Here is a 16,942-nt window from a genome sequence, read left to right as displayed (position 1 = left end):
CCATGGACGTGACCCCATTTGTCGTCAGCATCAAGGGCGTCAGCCAGCATTACGGCAAGACGGTGGCACTCGACGGCATCGACCTCGATGTGCCGGCCGGCCGCATGGTGGGCTTGATCGGGCCCGATGGCGTGGGCAAATCAAGCCTGCTGTCGCTGGTGGCCGGCGCGCGCGTCGTGCAGCAAGGCAGCGTGATGGCGCTGGGCGGCGACATGCGCGATGCGCGCCATCGCGACGATGTCTGCCCGCGCATCGCCTACATGCCGCAAGGCCTGGGCAAGAATCTGTATCCGACCCTGTCGGTCGAGGAAAACCTGCAGTTCTTCGCGCGCCTGTTCGGCCACGATGCCGCCGAACGCCGCCGCCGCATCGACCAGCTCACCCGCAGCACGGGCTTGCATCCCTTCCTGGCACGCCCGGCGGGCAAACTGTCGGGTGGCATGAAGCAGAAACTGGGCCTGTGCTGCGCCCTGATCCACGATCCCGACCTGCTCATTCTGGATGAACCGACCACCGGCGTCGACCCGCTGGCGCGCGCCCAGTTCTGGGACTTGATCGCCGGCATCCGCGTGCAGCGCCCGCAGATGAGCGTGATGGTCGCCACCGCCTACATGGACGAAGCGCAGCGCTTCGACTGGCTGGTCGCCATGGATGACGGCAAGGTGCTTGATACGGGCACGCCGGCCGAACTGCTGGCGCGTACGCAAAGCGATAACCTGGAGGCCGCCTTCATCAAGCTGCTGCCCGAAGCCAAGCGGGCGGGCCATCAGCCAGTGGTGATCACGCCGCTCGATGCCGCCAGTGCGCAGGATGTCGCCATCGAGGCGCAGGACCTGACCATGCGCTTCGGCGATTTTACGGCCGTCGATCATGTGAATTTCCGCATTGGCCGCGGCGAGATCTTCGGCTTTCTCGGCTCGAACGGTTGCGGCAAGTCGACCACCATGAAGATGCTCACGGGCCTGCTGCCGGCGACGGAAGGCAAGGCCTGGCTGTTCGGCAAGGAAGTCGATTCCAACGATATCGACACGCGCCGAAGAGTCGGCTATATGTCGCAGGCGTTTTCGCTGTACAGTGAATTGACGGTGCGCCAGAACCTGGTGCTGCATGCGCGCCTGTTCCACGTGCCGGAAGCGGAAATCGCAGCCCGCATCGATGAAATGGCGCAGCGCTTCGACTTGCGCGCAGTGATGGACGACTTGCCCGACAGCCTTCCGCTGGGCATACGCCAGCGCTTGTCGCTGGCCGTGGCCATGGTGCACAAGCCGGAGATGCTGATCCTCGACGAACCCACGTCCGGCGTCGACCCGATCGCGCGCGACAATTTCTGGCGCCTGATGATCGAGCTGGCGCGGCGCGACCGCGTTACCATTTTCATTTCCACCCACTTCATGAACGAGGCAGAGCGCTGCGACCGCATTTCGCTGATGCATGCGGGTAAAGTGCTGGTCAGCGATGCGCCGGCCGAACTGGTGCGCAAGAAGGGCGCGCCGTCGCTGGAAGCGGCTTTCATCGCCTACCTGGAAGAGGCGGGCGGCGGCACGGCGCCGGCGGAGCAGGAAAGCGAGATACCCGCGCAGAAGGCTGAAGTGGGCGCACCGCAGCAGCAGGAACAGCAGCCGCGGCGCAGTCGTTTCAGCCTGGGCCGCATGCTCAGCTACATGTGGCGCGAAACGCTGGAATTGCGCCGCGATCCCGTGCGCCTGACGCTCGCGCTGGGGGGCTCCGTGCTGCTGCTGTTCGTCATCGGCTTCGGCATCAGCCTGGACGTCGAAGACCTCAGTTATGCGGTGCTTGACCACGACCAGACCACCCTGAGCCAAAATTACACAAACAACCTGGCTGGCTCGCGCTACTTTGTCGAGCGCCCGCCGCTGCGCGACTACGCCGATATCGACAAGCGCATGCGCAGCGGCGAATTGTCGCTGGCCATCGAGATTCCCCCTGGCTTTGCGCGCGACGTGCAGCGCGGCGCGCCTGCGCAGGTGGGAGCGTGGATCGACGGCGCCATGCCGATGCGCGCCGAAACCGTGCAGGGCTACGTGCAGGGCATGCATCAACTGTGGCTGGCCGACCAGGCCTTGCACCGCTATGGCATCAAGATGAACAATCCCGTCGCCATCCAGACGCGCTACCGCTACAACCCGGACGTGAAAAGCCTGCCGGCCATGGTGCCGGCCGTGATTCCCTTGTTGCTGCTGATGCTGCCGGCCATGCTCGCTGCGCTATCCGTGGTGCGCGAAAAGGAACTGGGTTCTATCATCAATCTGTACGTGACCCCCGTCACGCGCCTGGAATTCTTGCTCGGCAAGCAGGTGCCTTACGTGCTGCTGGCCATGCTCAACTTCGTACTCATGGCCCTGCTGGCGGTGACGGCCTTCGGTGTGCCGATCAAGGGCAGCTTGCCGACCTTGATCGGCGCTACCTTCATCTTCAACATCTGCGCCACCGGCATCGGCCTGTTCGCCTCGACGTTTACGCGCAGCCAGATCGCGGCCTTGTTCGTGACCATGATCGGCACCATGATCCCGGCCATCCAGTTTTCCGGCCTGCTCAATCCTGTCTCCTCGATGGAAGGCGTGGGCAAGGCGATCGGCCTGATGTACCCGGCCACGCACATGCTCAATATCAGCCGCGGCGTATTCAACAAGGCGCTGGGATTCGGCGACCTGCACGCCTCGTTCTGGCCTCTGATCGTGGCGATCCCCGTGATCCTCGGCGTGACGGTGGCGCTGCTGAAGAAACAGGAGTCGTAAACGTATGCGCCATCTTGAAAATATCTACCGCCTGGGCGTGAAGGAAATCTGGAGCCTGATCCGCGATCCGATGATGCTGGTCCTGATTTTGTATACCTTTACGCTGGCGATCTACGTGGCCGCCACGGCCAAGCCGGAAACCTTGCACATGGCCTCGATCGCCATCGTCGACGAGGATGGATCGCCGCTGTCCGGGCGCATCGCCTCGGCCTTTTTCCCGCCGCAGTTCACGCCGCCGGCCATGATCAACCAGAGCCAGGTCGATGCGGGACTGGACGCGGGGCAGTACACCTTCGTGCTGACGATACCGCCCAAGCTGCAGTCGGACGTGCTGGGTGGGCGCCAGGCGGAGTTGCAGCTGAACGTGGATGCCACGCGCATGAGCCAGGCTTTCAGCGGCAGCGGCTACATCCAGCAGATCGTCGCCGGCGAAGTGGCCGAATTCGCCAAGCGCTATCGCGGCGCAACGGTCTCGCCGGTGGAACTGGTGATGCGCGCGCGCTTCAATCCTTCGCTGAGCCAGGCATGGTTTGGCTCGCTGATGGAAATCATCAACCAGGTGACGATGCTGTCAATTATCCTGACTGGCGCGGCCCTGATCCGCGAGCGCGAACACGGCACCATCGAGCACTTGCTGGTGATGCCCGTGACGCCGGCCGAAATCATGCTGGGCAAGGTATGGTCGATGGGCCTGGTGGTGCTGCTGGCCGCCGCCCTGTCGCTGAACCTGGTGGTGCGCGGCATGCTGCATGTGCCGATCGAAGGCTCGATCGCGCTGTTCCTGTGCGGCGCGGCCCTGCACCTGTTTGCCACCACCTCGATGGGTATTTTCCTGGCCACCGTGGCGCGCAGCATGCCGCAGTTCGGCATGCTCCTGATCCTCGTGCTGCTGCCGCTGCAGATGCTCTCGGGCGGCAGCACGCCGCGCGAAAGCATGCCCGAGTTGGTGCAGAACATCATGCTGATCGCGCCGACCACGCATTTCGTCGAATTGAGCCAGGCGATCCTGTACCGGGGCGCCGGCATCGACGTGGTGTGGAAACCGTTCCTGGCACTGCTGGCCATTGGTACGGCCTTGTTTACCTTCGCGCTGGCGCGCTTTCGCAAGACCATCAGCCAGATGGCGTAGCCCCCGTGCCGGAATGTTCCGGCGTTTGTTTGCATGAAAAGGATAGCCATGAAGATCGAAACTGCTCCATTTTTCTCCACCGGCGGCTTGCCGTCCCTGGGCATGCTGGGCGACTATGCACGCGACTCGTGGCAGCGCATCGTGCTGTACGCCGATGTGATGCGCCGGCGCGGCAACCAGTACCAGGAACATCTGGCCGAGGACGTGCCGAACGTGCTGGATTTTCCCGCCGAACTGGTGATGTCCGGCCTGGAGCTTGAGCGTCCCGTCAACTACGGCCTGGCGCGCATATTGACGCCCGATGCACCGGAGCCCGATCAAGCCAAGCGGCCGTTCGTCGTCGTTGATCCGCGCGCCGGCCACGGTCCCGGCATCGGCGGCTTCAAGGCCGAGAGCGAAATCGGCGTGGCCCTGCGCGCCGGACATCCGTGCTACTTCATCGGTTTCCTGCCCGATCCCGTTCCGGGACAGACGGTGGAAGACGTGATGCACGCCGAGGCGGCCTTCCTGGAAAAAGTCATCGCCCTGCATCCTCTGAGTGAGGGCAAGCCTGTCGTCATCGGCAATTGCCAGGCGGGCTGGCAAATCCTCATGACCGCGGCCATGCGACCAGAGCTGTTCGGCCCCATCATCGTTGCCGGCGCACCCGTGTCGTATTGGGCCGGCTGGCATGGCCGCAACCCGATGCGCTACGCGGGTGGGCTGATGGGCGGCAGCTGGGCCACGGCGCTGGCGGGCGACCTGGGCAACGGCCGTTTCGACGGCGCCAGCCTGGTGCAGAATTTCGAGAAGCTGAATCCGGCCAACACCCTGTGGAGCAAGCAGTACAACCTGTACGCGCACATCGATACGGAAGCGCCCCGTTACCTGGAATTTGAAAAATACTGGGGCGGTCACGTGTTCCTCAACGATGTCGAGATGCAGTACATCGTCGACAATCTGTTCATCGGCAACCGCCTTGCCACGGCGGAGTTGATCACTTCCGACGGCGTGCGCCTGGACTTGCGTAATATCCGTTCGCCCATCGTCGTTTTCTGTTCGAACGGCGACAACATCACGCCGCCGCCGCAGGCCCTGGGCTGGATCACTGACCTGTACCGCGACGACAACGATGTGCTGCTGCACGACCAGACCATTGTGTATGCCGTACATGACAGCATCGGCCACCTGGGTATTTTCGTGTCGTCCAAGGTGGGACACAAGGAACACCAGAAATTCGCCAGCAATATCGACCTGATCAACCTGCTGCCGGCCGGCATTTACGAAGCGAGGATCGTCGACAAGACGCCTGATACGCCGAACGCCGACCTGGCCAGTGGCGACTATGTGCTGCAGGTCGAGCACCGCGGCATAGAGGACGTGCGCGCCATCGTGCAGCCAAGCGTGGAAAACGACCGCAAGTTCGCCGCTGCCGCGCGCGTGTCCGAGGTGAATCTGGCACTGTACCGTACCTTCGCGCAACCGTGGGTACGCGCCATGGTCACGCCGCAGTCGGCACGCTTCCTGCAGCTCACGCATCCGCTGCGCGTGTCGTACGAGCGCTGGACGGACCACAATCCTTTGGCCAGGCTGGTAGCCAAGGAGGCGGAGAAAGTGCGTGCTCACCGCCAACCGGTGGCGCCGGACAACCCGCTGCTGGCCATGCAGGAGGCCATCTCCGGCGCCATCACGGCCAGCTTGAACAGTTGGCGCGACTGGCGCGATACCGTGCAGGAAACGACCTTCGACCTGGTGTACGGTTCGCCCCTGGTACAGGCGCTGACGGGACAAGCCATCGGCGACGCTACGCCGCCGCGCCCCCACCCTGGCATCTCGCCCGAGCACTGCGAATACGTGCGCTGCGAAACGCGCAAGATGGACGAGGACATGCAGCACGGCGGCCTGGTGGAAGCGGCCGTACGCGCACTGTTCTACATCTACCGCTTCCGCATGATCGCCGACGAGCGCCGCGTCAACCTGGCCCTCAAACTGGTCAAGCCGCAATACACGCAAGGCTTCAACATGGAAGAATTCCGCGGCATTGTGCGCCAGCAGGCACGTTTGATGCTGCATGATTTCGATGCCGCCATCTCCACCTTGCCAACTTTGCTGTCGCGTGCAGAACCGGATGCCATCGGCGCGCTGGGCGAATGGCTGCAGCAAGTGCTGCAAGTACCCGAAGCGCCCACGCCGGACGAGGAAGCAAGCCTGCAGCAGATGCTGGCGGTATTCGATCGTGCGATCAAGGCGCACGCGAAGGCGTTGCCGGCGGCCGCACGCGCATCCCAGCCTGCATCCCAGCCTGCATCCCAGCTTGCTCCCCCGGCCAAGGCCAAAGGAAAACCTGCCAAAAACATTATCTCTGCATAAAAGACCATGATGACTACTACCCAAGACGATGATTTGCATATCGTGCGTAACCGCACCTTCGACCAGATCGCCATCGGCGACAGCGCCAGCATCACGCGCACCCTGAGCATGGACGATATCGCCCTGTTTGCGGTGATGTCGGGCGATGACAACCCGCAGCACCTGGATGCCGAATTTGCAGCCTCCAGCCGCTACGAGGGCGTCATCGCTCACGGCATGTGGGGCGCCGCCCTCATTTCCGCTGTACTGGGCACGCGCCTGCCCGGCGCCGGCACTGTCTACACGGGTCAGACCCTGCGCTTCCTGCAGCCTGTGCGCGTGGGCGATACGCTGGCCATCAGCGTCACCGTCACCGCGCTCGAACCGCGCAACCGCCACGTGACTCTGGCCTGCCGCTGTGTCAACCAGCATGGCGCCGTGGTGCTCGACGGCGAAGCGCAGGTAATCGCGCCCGCCGAACAGATCGAAAGAGTGCGCGCTACCTTGCCTGAAGTTCGCCTGCATAACGGCGACGGCACGCGGCGCCTGCTCGAGCATGCGCGCACGCTGGGGCCGATCAAGGTGGCCGTGATCCATCCTTGCGATGAACTGAGCCTGTCGGGCGCGCTGGACGCCCATGCGGCCGGCCTGATCACGCCCGTGCTGGTGGCGCCGCGCGCGCGCCTGGAAGCGGTGGCGCTGGAGGCTGGCCTGAGTCTGGCCGGCATCGCCATCGAGGACGTCGAACATAGCCATGCCGCCGCCGCGCGTGGCGCCGAGCTGGCAGGCAAGGGCGAAGTCGAGGCGCTGATGAAGGGCAGCCTGCACACGGATGAATTGATGTCGGCCGTGCTGTCTGCCAGCGCCGGCTTGCGCACCAAGCGCCGCATCAGCCACTGCTTCCTGATGCAGACACCTGCGTATCCGCGCCCCTTCATCATCACGGACGCGGCCATCAATATCGCGCCGAACCTGGCCATGAAGGCCGACATCGTGCGCAACGCCATCGACCTGGCGCACGTAATCGGCGTGGCCAGGCCGCGCGTGGCCATCCTGGCGGCCGTGGAAACGGTGAATGCGGACATGCCTGCCACCCTGGATGCGGCCGCCCTGTGCAAGATGGCCGACCGCGGGCAGATCACGGGCGCCATCCTCGATGGCCCGCTGGCCTTCGACAATGCCGTCTCAATTGCTGCCGCCACTGTCAAGGGCATCGTCTCGGAAGTGGCGGGCCGTGCCGATATTTTGCTGGTGCCCGACCTGGAAAGCGGCAACATGCTGGCCAAGCAGCTTGAATACATGGGCGACGCGGACAGCGCCGGCATCGTGCTGGGTGCGAAGGTTCCCGTTATTCTCACCAGTCGCGCCGATTCGCGTGCCAGCCGCATCGCTTCGTGCGCCATCGCCGTGATGCTGGCCAATCATTACCGGGGCACGCCACCATGAGCGCAGCAGTCCAACATGCCGCCGATGGCGCCCTGATCCTGGTGCTCAATTGCGGCTCGTCGAGCATCAAGTTCGCCCTGTTCGAGCAAGCGGGTGGCGTGCTGCCGCAGCAGGCGCAATGGAGCGGCAAGGTCGAAGGCATCGGCCGCGAGAACGCCACTTACCGCGCCGGCGGCCTGCCGGCCGTATCCCTGCAGCTCGATCCGGAGCAGCCCCATCACGCAGCCCTCGAAACCATCCGTGCGCAGGTCGTGGCGCAGCTGGCCGGGCGCCCGCTGCGCGCCGTGGCGCACCGCGTGGTGCATGGCGGCAGCAAGTATTTCTCCCCCGTGCGCATCGATTTTGCCGTGTTGTCGGACCTGAAAAGTTTCGTTCCATTGGCGCCGCTGCACCAGCCTTTCGCACTGGAGGCGATCGAGGTGCTGCTGGAATCGCGTCCCGATATCGCCCAGGTGGCGTGCTTCGACACGGCCTTTCACCACACGGTGCCGCAGGTCGAACAGATGCTGGCCCTGCCTTACGATGCATGGGAGCGGGGCTTGCGCCGCTATGGCTTCCACGGCCTGTCGTATGAATACCAGTCGCTGGTGCTGGAGCAGCGTTTTGGTGCTGTCGCGCGCGGCAAGGTCATCGTGGCCCACCTGGGCAGCGGCGCCAGCCTGTGCGCCATGGACAATTTGCACAGCGTTGCCACCACCATGGGTTTTTCCGCGCTCGATGGCCTGATGATGGGCACGCGCTGCGGTTCGCTCGATCCGGGTGCCGTCATCTACCTGATGGAAATCGAAAAACTGTCTCTGGAAAAGGTGGCGCATGTGCTGTACCACGAATCGGGCTTGCTGGGCGTGTCGGGCGTGTCGGCCGACCCACCAGTCTTGCTGGCGCAGCAGGACCGGCAGGATGCCACGGGCGAACGGATCCGCGCTGCGCTGGCCCTGTATATCCGCCGCATCGTGCGCGAGATCGGCGCCCTGACGGCCGTGCTGGGTGGGCTGGACATGCTGGTATTTACGGCCGGTATCGGCGAGCATAGCGCTGAACTGCGCCAGCGTATCTGCGCCGAACTGGGTTTCATCGGCCCGGTGCTTGACGCGGAGGCCAATGCGCGCAACGCCAGCCGCATTTCCAGCGATGCCAGCCGCATCGTGGTGGGCGTGGAGCCGGCCAATGAAGAGTGGGTGGCGGCACGCCACGCGGCGCTGGCAGTGAGCGCTTGAGGATTTGACAGTGCCATCGCACTCAGCGGAAATTTGCCGAATTGCACATATTTTCCGTTGAGTGCGCTACCGCACTGTGTGGTTTGCCAGTTATCTTTACTATGAAGTCATGCCATTGCGCTACATCAAGAAACAGCGCGATGCCTGGCAAATTTTGAACATTTTGCCCGCCTTTAGTAAGAATAAAATTAAACCATATTGAAAGGTCTCATCATGAACAAATTACTCGCCGCCCTGATCGCTACCCTGTTTGCCACCGCTGCCATCGCGCAAACGTCGCCAGTTACCCCAGCCGTTGCCAGCGCCCAAGCGTCTGCGCAGCATGACGTCAACAAGGCTGCCAACAAGGAAGCCAAAGTCGATGCCAAGGCTGACGCCAATGTCGCCAAGGCTGAAATGAAGGCTGACGAAAAGAAAGCCGACGCCCAGCACAAGGCGAACAAAACCAAGGCCAAGGCCCACGACAAAGTAGTCGATGCCGATCCGGAAGACAAAATGAAGGCGCAAGCCAAGGCTGACAAGGCTGCTGCCAAGGCCGATGCTAAAGCGGGCAAAACCTCCGTGAAAGCGGATGCCAAAGTCGCCAAGGAAAAAGTGGAAGCGAACGCCGATAAAGCCATCGCCGCCACCAAGACGGAAGAAGCCAAGGCCAAGGCCGACGCTGAAGTCAAGGCCGCCGCCGCCAAGTAATTCCCCGTTTGGGGGCCACGGCCTGCAAGCCCAAAAGACAGCTTCTGCTGTCTTTTTTTTCGTCTGCCGCTTTTCTTTTGCACCGCTTGCCAGTCTTGATCTGGCGCAAATGCTCCTCTTTTCGCCGTGCCATAGTGAATTGGCAAACAGACCAAGGGGGACATCATGAGCATCGCTAAAACGAAAAAATCACCGGCTACCAGTACGGCTGAAGGCACGCTAGCCATGTCCGCCATGCAATCCATGCCGGTCGAAGGTGATATGCAGGCCGACGCTGATGCGGCCGGCGGCGATGCCATGCCAGGCGGCGGCATGCTGCAGGCATCGCAGGGCATGGCTGGCACCAGTTGCATGCACGTGGGCGGTGGCGGCGGCATGGGGGACGACCGCGATAGTGGGGGCGGCGGAGGTGGCATGGGCGGCGACGGCGGCGGCCAGGGAGGGGGCACGCCACAGACGCGTACCTGCGCCACGATGGATGTGCATCGCCGCCTGCTGAGCGAAGATCCTTCCTATGCCAGTGTGCGCGCCGATATCGAAAATCAGGCCGGATTGTACGAGGGCGACAGCGGCATTGCCGGACGTTCCGGCGTGACGCAGATACCGGTGGTCGTGCACGTGGTGTGGAATACGGCCGCGCAGAATATTTCGGTTGCGCAGATTGCCAGCCAGATCGACGTGCTGAACCGCGATTTCCGCCGCGTCAATCCGGATGTGAACGGCACGCCGGCGCCCTTCCTGCCGCTGACGGCCGATCCGCGCGTGGAGTTTGTGCTGGCCACGATCGATCCGCATGGCGCGGCCACCAGCGGCATCGAGCGGCGCCAGACGACGGTGACGTCCTTTGGTGCGGACGATGCCGTCAAGTCGCAGGCGACGGGTGGCATGGATGCCTGGCCGGCCGACAGTTACCTGAATATCTGGGTGTGCCAGCTGGGCGGCGGCTTGCTGGGCTACGCGCAGTTCCCCGGCGGCCCGGCCGCCACCGATGGCGTGGTGATCCTGCAATCGGCCTTTGGCACGAGCGGCACGGCGGCGCCACCGTTCCACCTGGGGCGTACGGCCACGCATGAAATCGGTCACTGGCTGAACCTGAATCATATCTGGGGCGACGACGGCACCGGATGCTCGGGCACGGACAACGTGGCCGACACGCCGAACCAGGGCGGGCCGAACACGGGCCAGCCCTCGTTTCCCCAGGTGTCCTGCAGCAACGGGCCGAATGGCGACATGTTCATGAACTATATGGATTATGTCGATGATCCGGCCATGTTCATGTTCACGGCAGGCCAGGTGGCGCGCATGCAGGCTTGTCTCGATGGCCCGCGCGCCAGCATCGGCACGGGGTCGGGCGGCACGGGCGCCACGCCGCGCCAGAGCTCATCTCCCGTCGTGGCCTGGGGCGCGAACCGCCTCGACGTCTTTGTGCCGGGCACGGACCGCGCGCTCAACCACAAGGCCTGGAATGGCACGGCCTGGGCGCCGTCCGTCACCGGATATGAAGGGCAGGGCGGCATCTGTACCAGTGCGCCGCAGGTGGTCTCGTGGGCGCCGAACCGGCTTGACGTATTTGTGACGGGCATCGACAGCGGCTTGTTCCACAAATGGTGGAATGGCACGGCCTGGGGACCGTCGCTGACAGCTTATGAATCCTTGGGCGGGCTGTGCGTGGGCGATCCCAGCGCCGTGGCCTGGGGGCCAAACCGCCTTGACGTGTTTGTCGTCGGTACGGACCGCGGCCTGTATCACAAGTGGTGGAATGGCGCCGCCTGGGGGCCATCCTTGACGGGCTACGAAGCCATGGGCGGCATCTGCCTGGGGCGGCCGGAAGCGGTAGCCTGGGGACCGAACCGCCTCGACGTCTTCGTGATCGGTTCCGACCATGCGCTGTACCACAAGTGGTGGAATGGCACGGCCTGGGAGCCGTCGCTGACGGGTTATGAGCGCCTGGGCGGCATCTGCACCTCGTTGCCGAAGGCGGTGGCGTGGGGGCCGAACCGCCTCGATGTGTTTGTCACGGGCACCGATGGCGCCCTGTACCACAAGTGGTGGGATGGCGCGCAATGGTGGCCGTCCAACGATGGCTTCGAGCGCCTCGGTGGCATCTGCGTGGGCGAAGTGGAAGCCGTGTCGTGGGCGGCCAAGCGACTCGACCTGTTCGTCATCGGCACGGACAGCGCCCTGTACCACAAGGCATGGAATGGATCTGCCTGGTCGCCTTCCTTGACGGGCTTTGACAACCTGGGCGGCGTGTGCACCTCGCGGCCACGCGCCACGGCCTGGGCGCCGAATCGCCTCGATGTGTTTGTCACGGGCACGAATGGCGCCCTGTTCCACAAGGCGTGGAACGGGATGGCCTGGTCGCCCTCCGTGAGCGGCTATGAAAGCCTGGGCGGCGTGGTATCGTGTTTCTGACGTCAATGTGTAAACGGGAGGCAGCATGCATGGCATGACAACGGCATTGCCCAGCGGTAGCTGGACGCATTCCTCCGAGGAGGATGCCGATGGTATCGAGGTGTACCGGCCCACGGCCACGTTCACCTTTCCTCCCAGCCGCAAGGGGCGCAAGGTGCTGGAGTTTGGCGCGCCCGCCGCCATGGCGCAGGAGGAGGCGACATTGACGTCCGTGGCACCCGGCCCCGATGACCGTCCCCGTGCCGGCTCCGTTACCCGGCTGCGGCCTTTGGGCATGGGGCGTTACGCGCTGGGCGATGCAAGCGGGGCGCAGGACGTGATCGATATCGTTGAAGCGACGCCCGAGGTGCTGCGCCTGTCGCGGCCTTAAAGCGCGCCTCGCAGCTTGTAGGCGAGCGCCGTGCGGTTGCCCACGCCGAGTTTCTGATAAATCGCATGTAGCTGGTTGCGTACGGTAGCCGGCGACTTGCCCAGCTCCCTGGCGATGCTTTTATACGGCAAGCCTTCGGCCGCCATGGCCGCGACCAGCCGCTCGGCCGGGGTCAGGCGCTGCATGTCGCTGTGCCTGAAAACTGACTTCTCATCCCTGTTCTCCTATCCATGGGCGGCATGCCGGTGGCATGCCTGCAGGGATAACGGGAACGCGGCGCGTATCTGTAAAACTATTTTCTCCTGTTGCCGGTACGCGGCGATGGACGAAAAAAAGACAGGCGAACCTGTCTTTTCGTAAGGACGGGTGGCGCTCAGCCGATGGCCGCCATGGACACCGGTTTCAGCTTGGCCGCCAGCGCCTTGCCTTTCTTGGCGCGCTTGCCGAAGTGCTCGGCCAGGGCCGTGGCACCGAGCGACGCATCCTGCGGTTTCGATCCCCTGCCGATGCCCGAGACCACCACGCCGCGCTGGGTGATCGGCTGCACGGCCAGCAGCTTGTCCTTGGCATCGAGGTCGATCAGCTTGACGCCGGTGCCGCCCTTGGACAGGGTTTTCATTTCATCCAGGCCAAACACCAGCAGGCGTGCGCCTTCCGTCAGGCAGGCCAGGGCGCTGGCTGCTTCGTGGATGACCTTCGGCGCCAGGGGCACGTCGCCGTCGTCCAGGGTGATGAAGGCCTTGCCGCCTTTCAGGCGGCTGCTCATGTCGCCCGCCTTGGCGATAAAGCCGTAGCCGGCGCTCGATGCCAGCAGCAAGTTGGTGGCGCCATTGCCCGCAAAGTAATGCAGGATGCGCACGGCGTTGCCCGGCGTGCCCCCGCTCAGGTCGCACAAGGTCGTGATCGGCACTCCATCTCCGCGCGCGTTGGGTAGCGCCGAGACGGGAACCGAGTAAATCCTGCCGTTGTTGCCAAAGCCCAGCAGGGTGTCGACCGTGCGGCATTCGAATGCGCCATGCAGCGTGTCGCCCGCCTTGAAGGTGAACTGCGCCGCATCGTGGCCGATGCCGGTGCGCGCACGCACCCAGCCTTTTTCCGAAATGATGACGGTGACCGCCTCGTCGACGACCTTCTGTTCCGCTACGGCTTTTTGCGCTTCCTCGATCACGGTGCGGCGCGCGTCGCCGAACTGCTTGGCGTCCGCCTCGATTTCGCGGATGATGGCGCGCTTCATCGAGCCCGGGTTGTCGAGCAGGTCTTGCAGCGACTTTTCTTCCTTGCGCAGCTCGGCCAGCTCTTGCTGGATCTTGATCGTTTCCAGGCGCGCCAGCTGGCGCAAGCGGATTTCCAGGATGTCGTCGGCCTGGCGTTCGGACAGATTGAACGCTTCGATCAGGGCCGCTTTCGGTTCGTCCGAATTGCGGATGATCTGGATCACCTTGTCGATATTGAGCAGGATCGCTTCGCGGCCTTCCAGGATATGGATGCGGTCCTTGACCTTGCCCAGTTTGTAGCCGGTGCGGCGCGTGACGGTCTCGAAGCGGAAGTCGATCCACTCGCGCAGGATGTCGCCCAGTCCTTTTTGGCGTGGGCGGCCATCGCCGCCTATCATCACCAGGTTGATCGAGGTCGACGATTCCAGCGAGGTGTGCGCCAGCAGCATCAGCATGAATTCCGTCTGGTCCTGGTTCTTCGACTTCGGCTCGAACACCAGGCGCACGGGCGCGGCGCGGCCCGATTCGTCGCGGATGGTGTCGAGCGAATTGAGGATCAGCGCCTTCAGGGCCACCTGGTCCGGCGACAGCGCCTTCTTGCCCAGCTTGATCTTCGGATTCGTCAGTTCCTCGATTTCTTCCAGCACCTTTTGCGACGAGGTACCGGGCGGCAGTTCCGTTACCACGGCTTGCCACTGGCCGCGCGCCAGCTCTTCGATCTTCCAGCGCGCGCGCACTTTCATGCTGCCACGGCCGCTCGCATACATGTCCTGGATTTGCGAGGACGGTGTGATGATCTGGCCGCCGCCGGGGAAGTCCGGGCCGGGAATGATGGCCATCAGTTCGGCGTGCGTCATCTTCGGATCGCGGATCATGGCCACGGCCGCTTTCGCCACTTCCGCCAGGTTGTGCGACGGGATTTCTGTCGCCAGGCCCACGGCGATGCCGGAGGCGCCGTTCAGCAGCACCATCGGCAGGCGCGCCGGCAGCAGCTTCGGTTCTTCCGTCGAACCGTCGTAGTTGGGCTGGAAGTCCACCGTGCCCATGCCGATTTCATCCATCAGCAGCTTGGCGATGGGCGTCAAACGCGCTTCCGTGTAGCGCATCGCCGCGGCGCCATCGCCATCGCGCGAGCCGAAGTTGCCCTGGCCATCGATCAAGGGGTAGCGCAGCGAGAAATCCTGCGCCATGCGCACCAGCGCGTCATACACGGACTGGTCGCCGTGCGGATGCAATTTACCGAGCACGTCGCCGACCACTGCCGCCGATTTGCGCGGCTTGGCCGTGGAATTGAGCCCCAGTTCATTCATCGCATACAGAATGCGGCGCTGCACGGGTTTCTGGCCGTCGCACACGTCGGGCAGGGCGCGACCCTTGACGACGGAGATGGCGTAATCGAGATAGGCGCGCTCGGCAAAGGTGGATAGGGTCAGCGCTTCGCCGTCGAATACCGGTTCATCCGGCTCGATCGGCTCAGGCTGGGCATCGTCAAATAAATTGGTTTGTGTGGACATGGCGCTTGTTTCGGTGTTAGTGGTTGCGGTTGAATTCGTGGGGCTGATTATGACAGCCTGGATTTGGAAAAGGACTTGCCGTACGTCAGATACATGTAGCGCAAGGTCAGATACAGCACGGCCACGGCCAGTTCGACGCTGTTATGCATCATTGGCATGGCGCGGATGGAAAGAGCCTGACCGGCCAGCACGAAGCTGGCAATGGAGGGCACCAGCACCAGCGGCCACATCGTCTTCCATTTGAAATCGCTGGGGGAAAACAGCAAGCCGGCGCACGACCAGGCATACAGCGTGGCGCCGACGAGGGGGGCTGGCAACTGCTGCGCATACAGTAGCGACAGCAAGCCCGCACAGCCGACCAGCCATGCCGCGCGCAGGCGGGGCAAGAGCGCCTCGGGCCAGCCGCAATCGCCATACAGGCCGGTAGCGCTGCGCAGGGCCAGCGCCGCCAGGCAAAACATCAATGGCATGGCATCGCCGATGGCCAGCGCGGTGGAACCTTTGCCGCTCATGAACATGGCGACGAACAGCGACAGGCCCAGGCACAGGAGCAGCAGCATGCCATGCAGCAGCTGGCGATTGAGCGCATACGCGAGCAGTGCCGACGCGCACAAACCGGCCGCAGTCACCAGGTGCATGGTCTCGCTGCGCTCGGGCAGGAACAGCAGCAGCGCCAGCACGAGATAGGGCACGATCCAGCCCAGTTGCCGCAAGCCGGGCCGCGCCCACAGCACGGGCAGGCGTTCCTGCAGCGCTTCCTGCAGCGTGTCGAGCCGCGCGAACAGCGGCGCGGGCCAGCGCAAGGCATGCATGGCCAGCAGGGCAAAGGCCAGCGCCTGGAAGCCCAGCAGGCTGGCATAGGCGGCCGTGTCGCCGAGCTTGAAGCCGGCTGCATCGAGCACACCGGCGAGCATGAAGTGCAGCACGAAACCCAGGCCGCTCGAGGCCAGCGCCGTCTGCTTGAAGTAGCGCTTGGCATGGACGGCGTGTTCCCACTGCTCGAACAGGTCCGTATCGAGCTTGCAGGCCAGCATCTCGGCGTGCTGCCAGCGTATCGCGTGCAGCAGTTCGCGCAGCTGCAGCGTGAATTTTCGGTCGAACAATTGGCGCGCGTAGGCCGATGGCGGCTGCTGCGACATGAGGCAGTCCAGGCCGGGGTAGCTGTCGCGGTTGTCGCTGAAATGGGCGAACGAACGGTCCGCCCGGTAGCGCTGCACGGCGCTGCGCACCAGGTCCGCATGGCTGCGCGCCAGGTAGGAAAAATCGCGGTCCCAGCCCAGCTGCTCGAACAGGGCCTGGCGCAGCGCCAGGTCATAGCCGGCGCCGGCGCAATAGCGCAGCGCGCACAGGTCGAACTCCTCGCGCACGTCGAGGTTCAGCATGGCGTCGTCCTGCAGCATGCGGGCCAGCACGTCGCTGGCATCGGCGTGGCGCGTCTGCGCCAGGCAGCCTTGCCACAGATTGGCGGCTTCCTGCGTCGGATCGATGGCGACCACACCCCATTGTTCTTGCGGCGGTGCGGGCTCCCGGGCAATGATGCCCCACAGTTCTGCGGGCGGCTCCTGCGCCGCATCGTCGATCACGCCCCACAGGTCGGCCGGTTCCATGGGCGTCGCTTCTGGCACTTCCGCCGCTTCCGCTTCGGCCCCAGCCGATTGCGGTTCCGGCAACTCCGCAGCAAACAGGTGCGCATGGCGCAGCGCGTATTCATACGCTTCGCGCAGTTCCTGGAAGGCGGCCGGATCGTCTTCGGGACGCGTCACTTTCAAGCGCTTCGCATACGCACGCTTGAGGGCGCGTTCGTCGCCGGTCGGCTCCGTACCCAGGATATCCCACAGGCTGCGCTGTCCGTTGTGCATGCCA

The 16,942-nt window shown here is 64.0% G+C and carries 11 protein-coding genes; 8 read left to right on the top strand and 3 right to left on the bottom strand.

From position 1 onward, the window contains the following. The first annotated feature begins 2 nt into the window (after positions 1-2). From rbbA to CLU92_RS16780, 8 genes are all read left to right on the top strand, one after another. Positions 3-2,756: a ribosome-associated ATPase/putative transporter RbbA gene (gene rbbA, locus CLU92_RS16820; protein WP_101482822.1), complete on the top strand. Its 2,754-nt coding sequence runs from the start codon at positions 3-5 to the stop codon at positions 2,754-2,756. A gap of 4 nt (positions 2,757-2,760) precedes the next feature. Beyond that, positions 2,761-3,885 (top strand): ABC transporter permease, encoded by a 1,125-nt coding sequence (locus CLU92_RS16815; RefSeq protein WP_101482821.1) that lies wholly within the window; start codon positions 2,761-2,763, stop codon positions 3,883-3,885. Positions 3,886-3,933: 48 nt separating this feature from the next. Next, positions 3,934-6,234: a DUF3141 domain-containing protein gene (locus CLU92_RS16810; RefSeq protein WP_373918199.1), complete on the top strand. Its 2,301-nt coding sequence runs from the start codon at positions 3,934-3,936 to the stop codon at positions 6,232-6,234. Between the two features lie 9 nt (positions 6,235-6,243). Next, positions 6,244-7,659 (top strand): bifunctional enoyl-CoA hydratase/phosphate acetyltransferase, encoded by a 1,416-nt coding sequence (locus CLU92_RS16805; RefSeq protein ID WP_101484731.1) that lies wholly within the window; start codon positions 6,244-6,246, stop codon positions 7,657-7,659. After that, positions 7,656-8,876 (top strand): acetate/propionate family kinase, encoded by a 1,221-nt coding sequence (locus CLU92_RS16800; protein ID WP_101482820.1) that lies wholly within the window; start codon positions 7,656-7,658, stop codon positions 8,874-8,876. The genes CLU92_RS16805 and CLU92_RS16800 overlap by 4 nt, the downstream gene beginning before the upstream one ends. A gap of 213 nt (positions 8,877-9,089) precedes the next feature. Continuing rightward, complete coding sequence (locus tag CLU92_RS16795) at positions 9,090-9,566, top strand: hypothetical protein (RefSeq protein WP_101482819.1); 477 nt, start codon at positions 9,090-9,092, stop codon at positions 9,564-9,566. Between the two features lie 165 nt (positions 9,567-9,731). Then, entirely contained in the window at positions 9,732-11,981 is a 2,250-nt protein-coding gene (locus CLU92_RS16785) for a M43 family zinc metalloprotease (protein WP_218973465.1), read from the top strand. A 25-nt stretch (positions 11,982-12,006) separates the two neighbouring features. Next, positions 12,007-12,351: a hypothetical protein gene (locus tag CLU92_RS16780; RefSeq protein ID WP_143452614.1), complete on the top strand. Its 345-nt coding sequence runs from the start codon at positions 12,007-12,009 to the stop codon at positions 12,349-12,351. Here CLU92_RS16780 and CLU92_RS16775 read toward each other — a convergent pair. The 3 genes from CLU92_RS16775 to CLU92_RS16765 form a co-directional block, all read right to left on the bottom strand. Continuing rightward, positions 12,348-12,536, bottom strand: coding sequence for a helix-turn-helix transcriptional regulator (locus CLU92_RS16775; RefSeq protein ID WP_101482817.1), 189 nt, complete (start codon positions 12,534-12,536; stop codon positions 12,348-12,350). The genes CLU92_RS16780 and CLU92_RS16775 overlap by 4 nt on opposite strands. Positions 12,537-12,724: 188 nt before the next feature. Beyond that, positions 12,725-15,079 (bottom strand): DNA topoisomerase IV subunit A, encoded by a 2,355-nt coding sequence (gene parC / locus CLU92_RS16770; RefSeq protein WP_101482816.1) that lies wholly within the window; start codon positions 15,077-15,079, stop codon positions 12,725-12,727. A gap of 47 nt (positions 15,080-15,126) precedes the next feature. After that, on the bottom strand, positions 15,127-16,938 hold the full coding sequence (locus tag CLU92_RS16765) for a J domain-containing protein (protein ID WP_133989269.1): 1,812 nt from the start codon (positions 16,936-16,938) through the stop codon (positions 15,127-15,129). Positions 16,939-16,942 lie beyond the last annotated feature (4 nt).

The sequence above is a fragment of the Janthinobacterium sp. 61 genome, assembly GCF_002846335.1.
Lineage (GTDB): Bacteria > Pseudomonadota > Gammaproteobacteria > Burkholderiales > Burkholderiaceae_D > Janthinobacterium.
The sequence above is the reverse complement of the archived record's forward strand: the minus strand, read 5'-3'. Positions and strand labels throughout refer to the sequence as shown.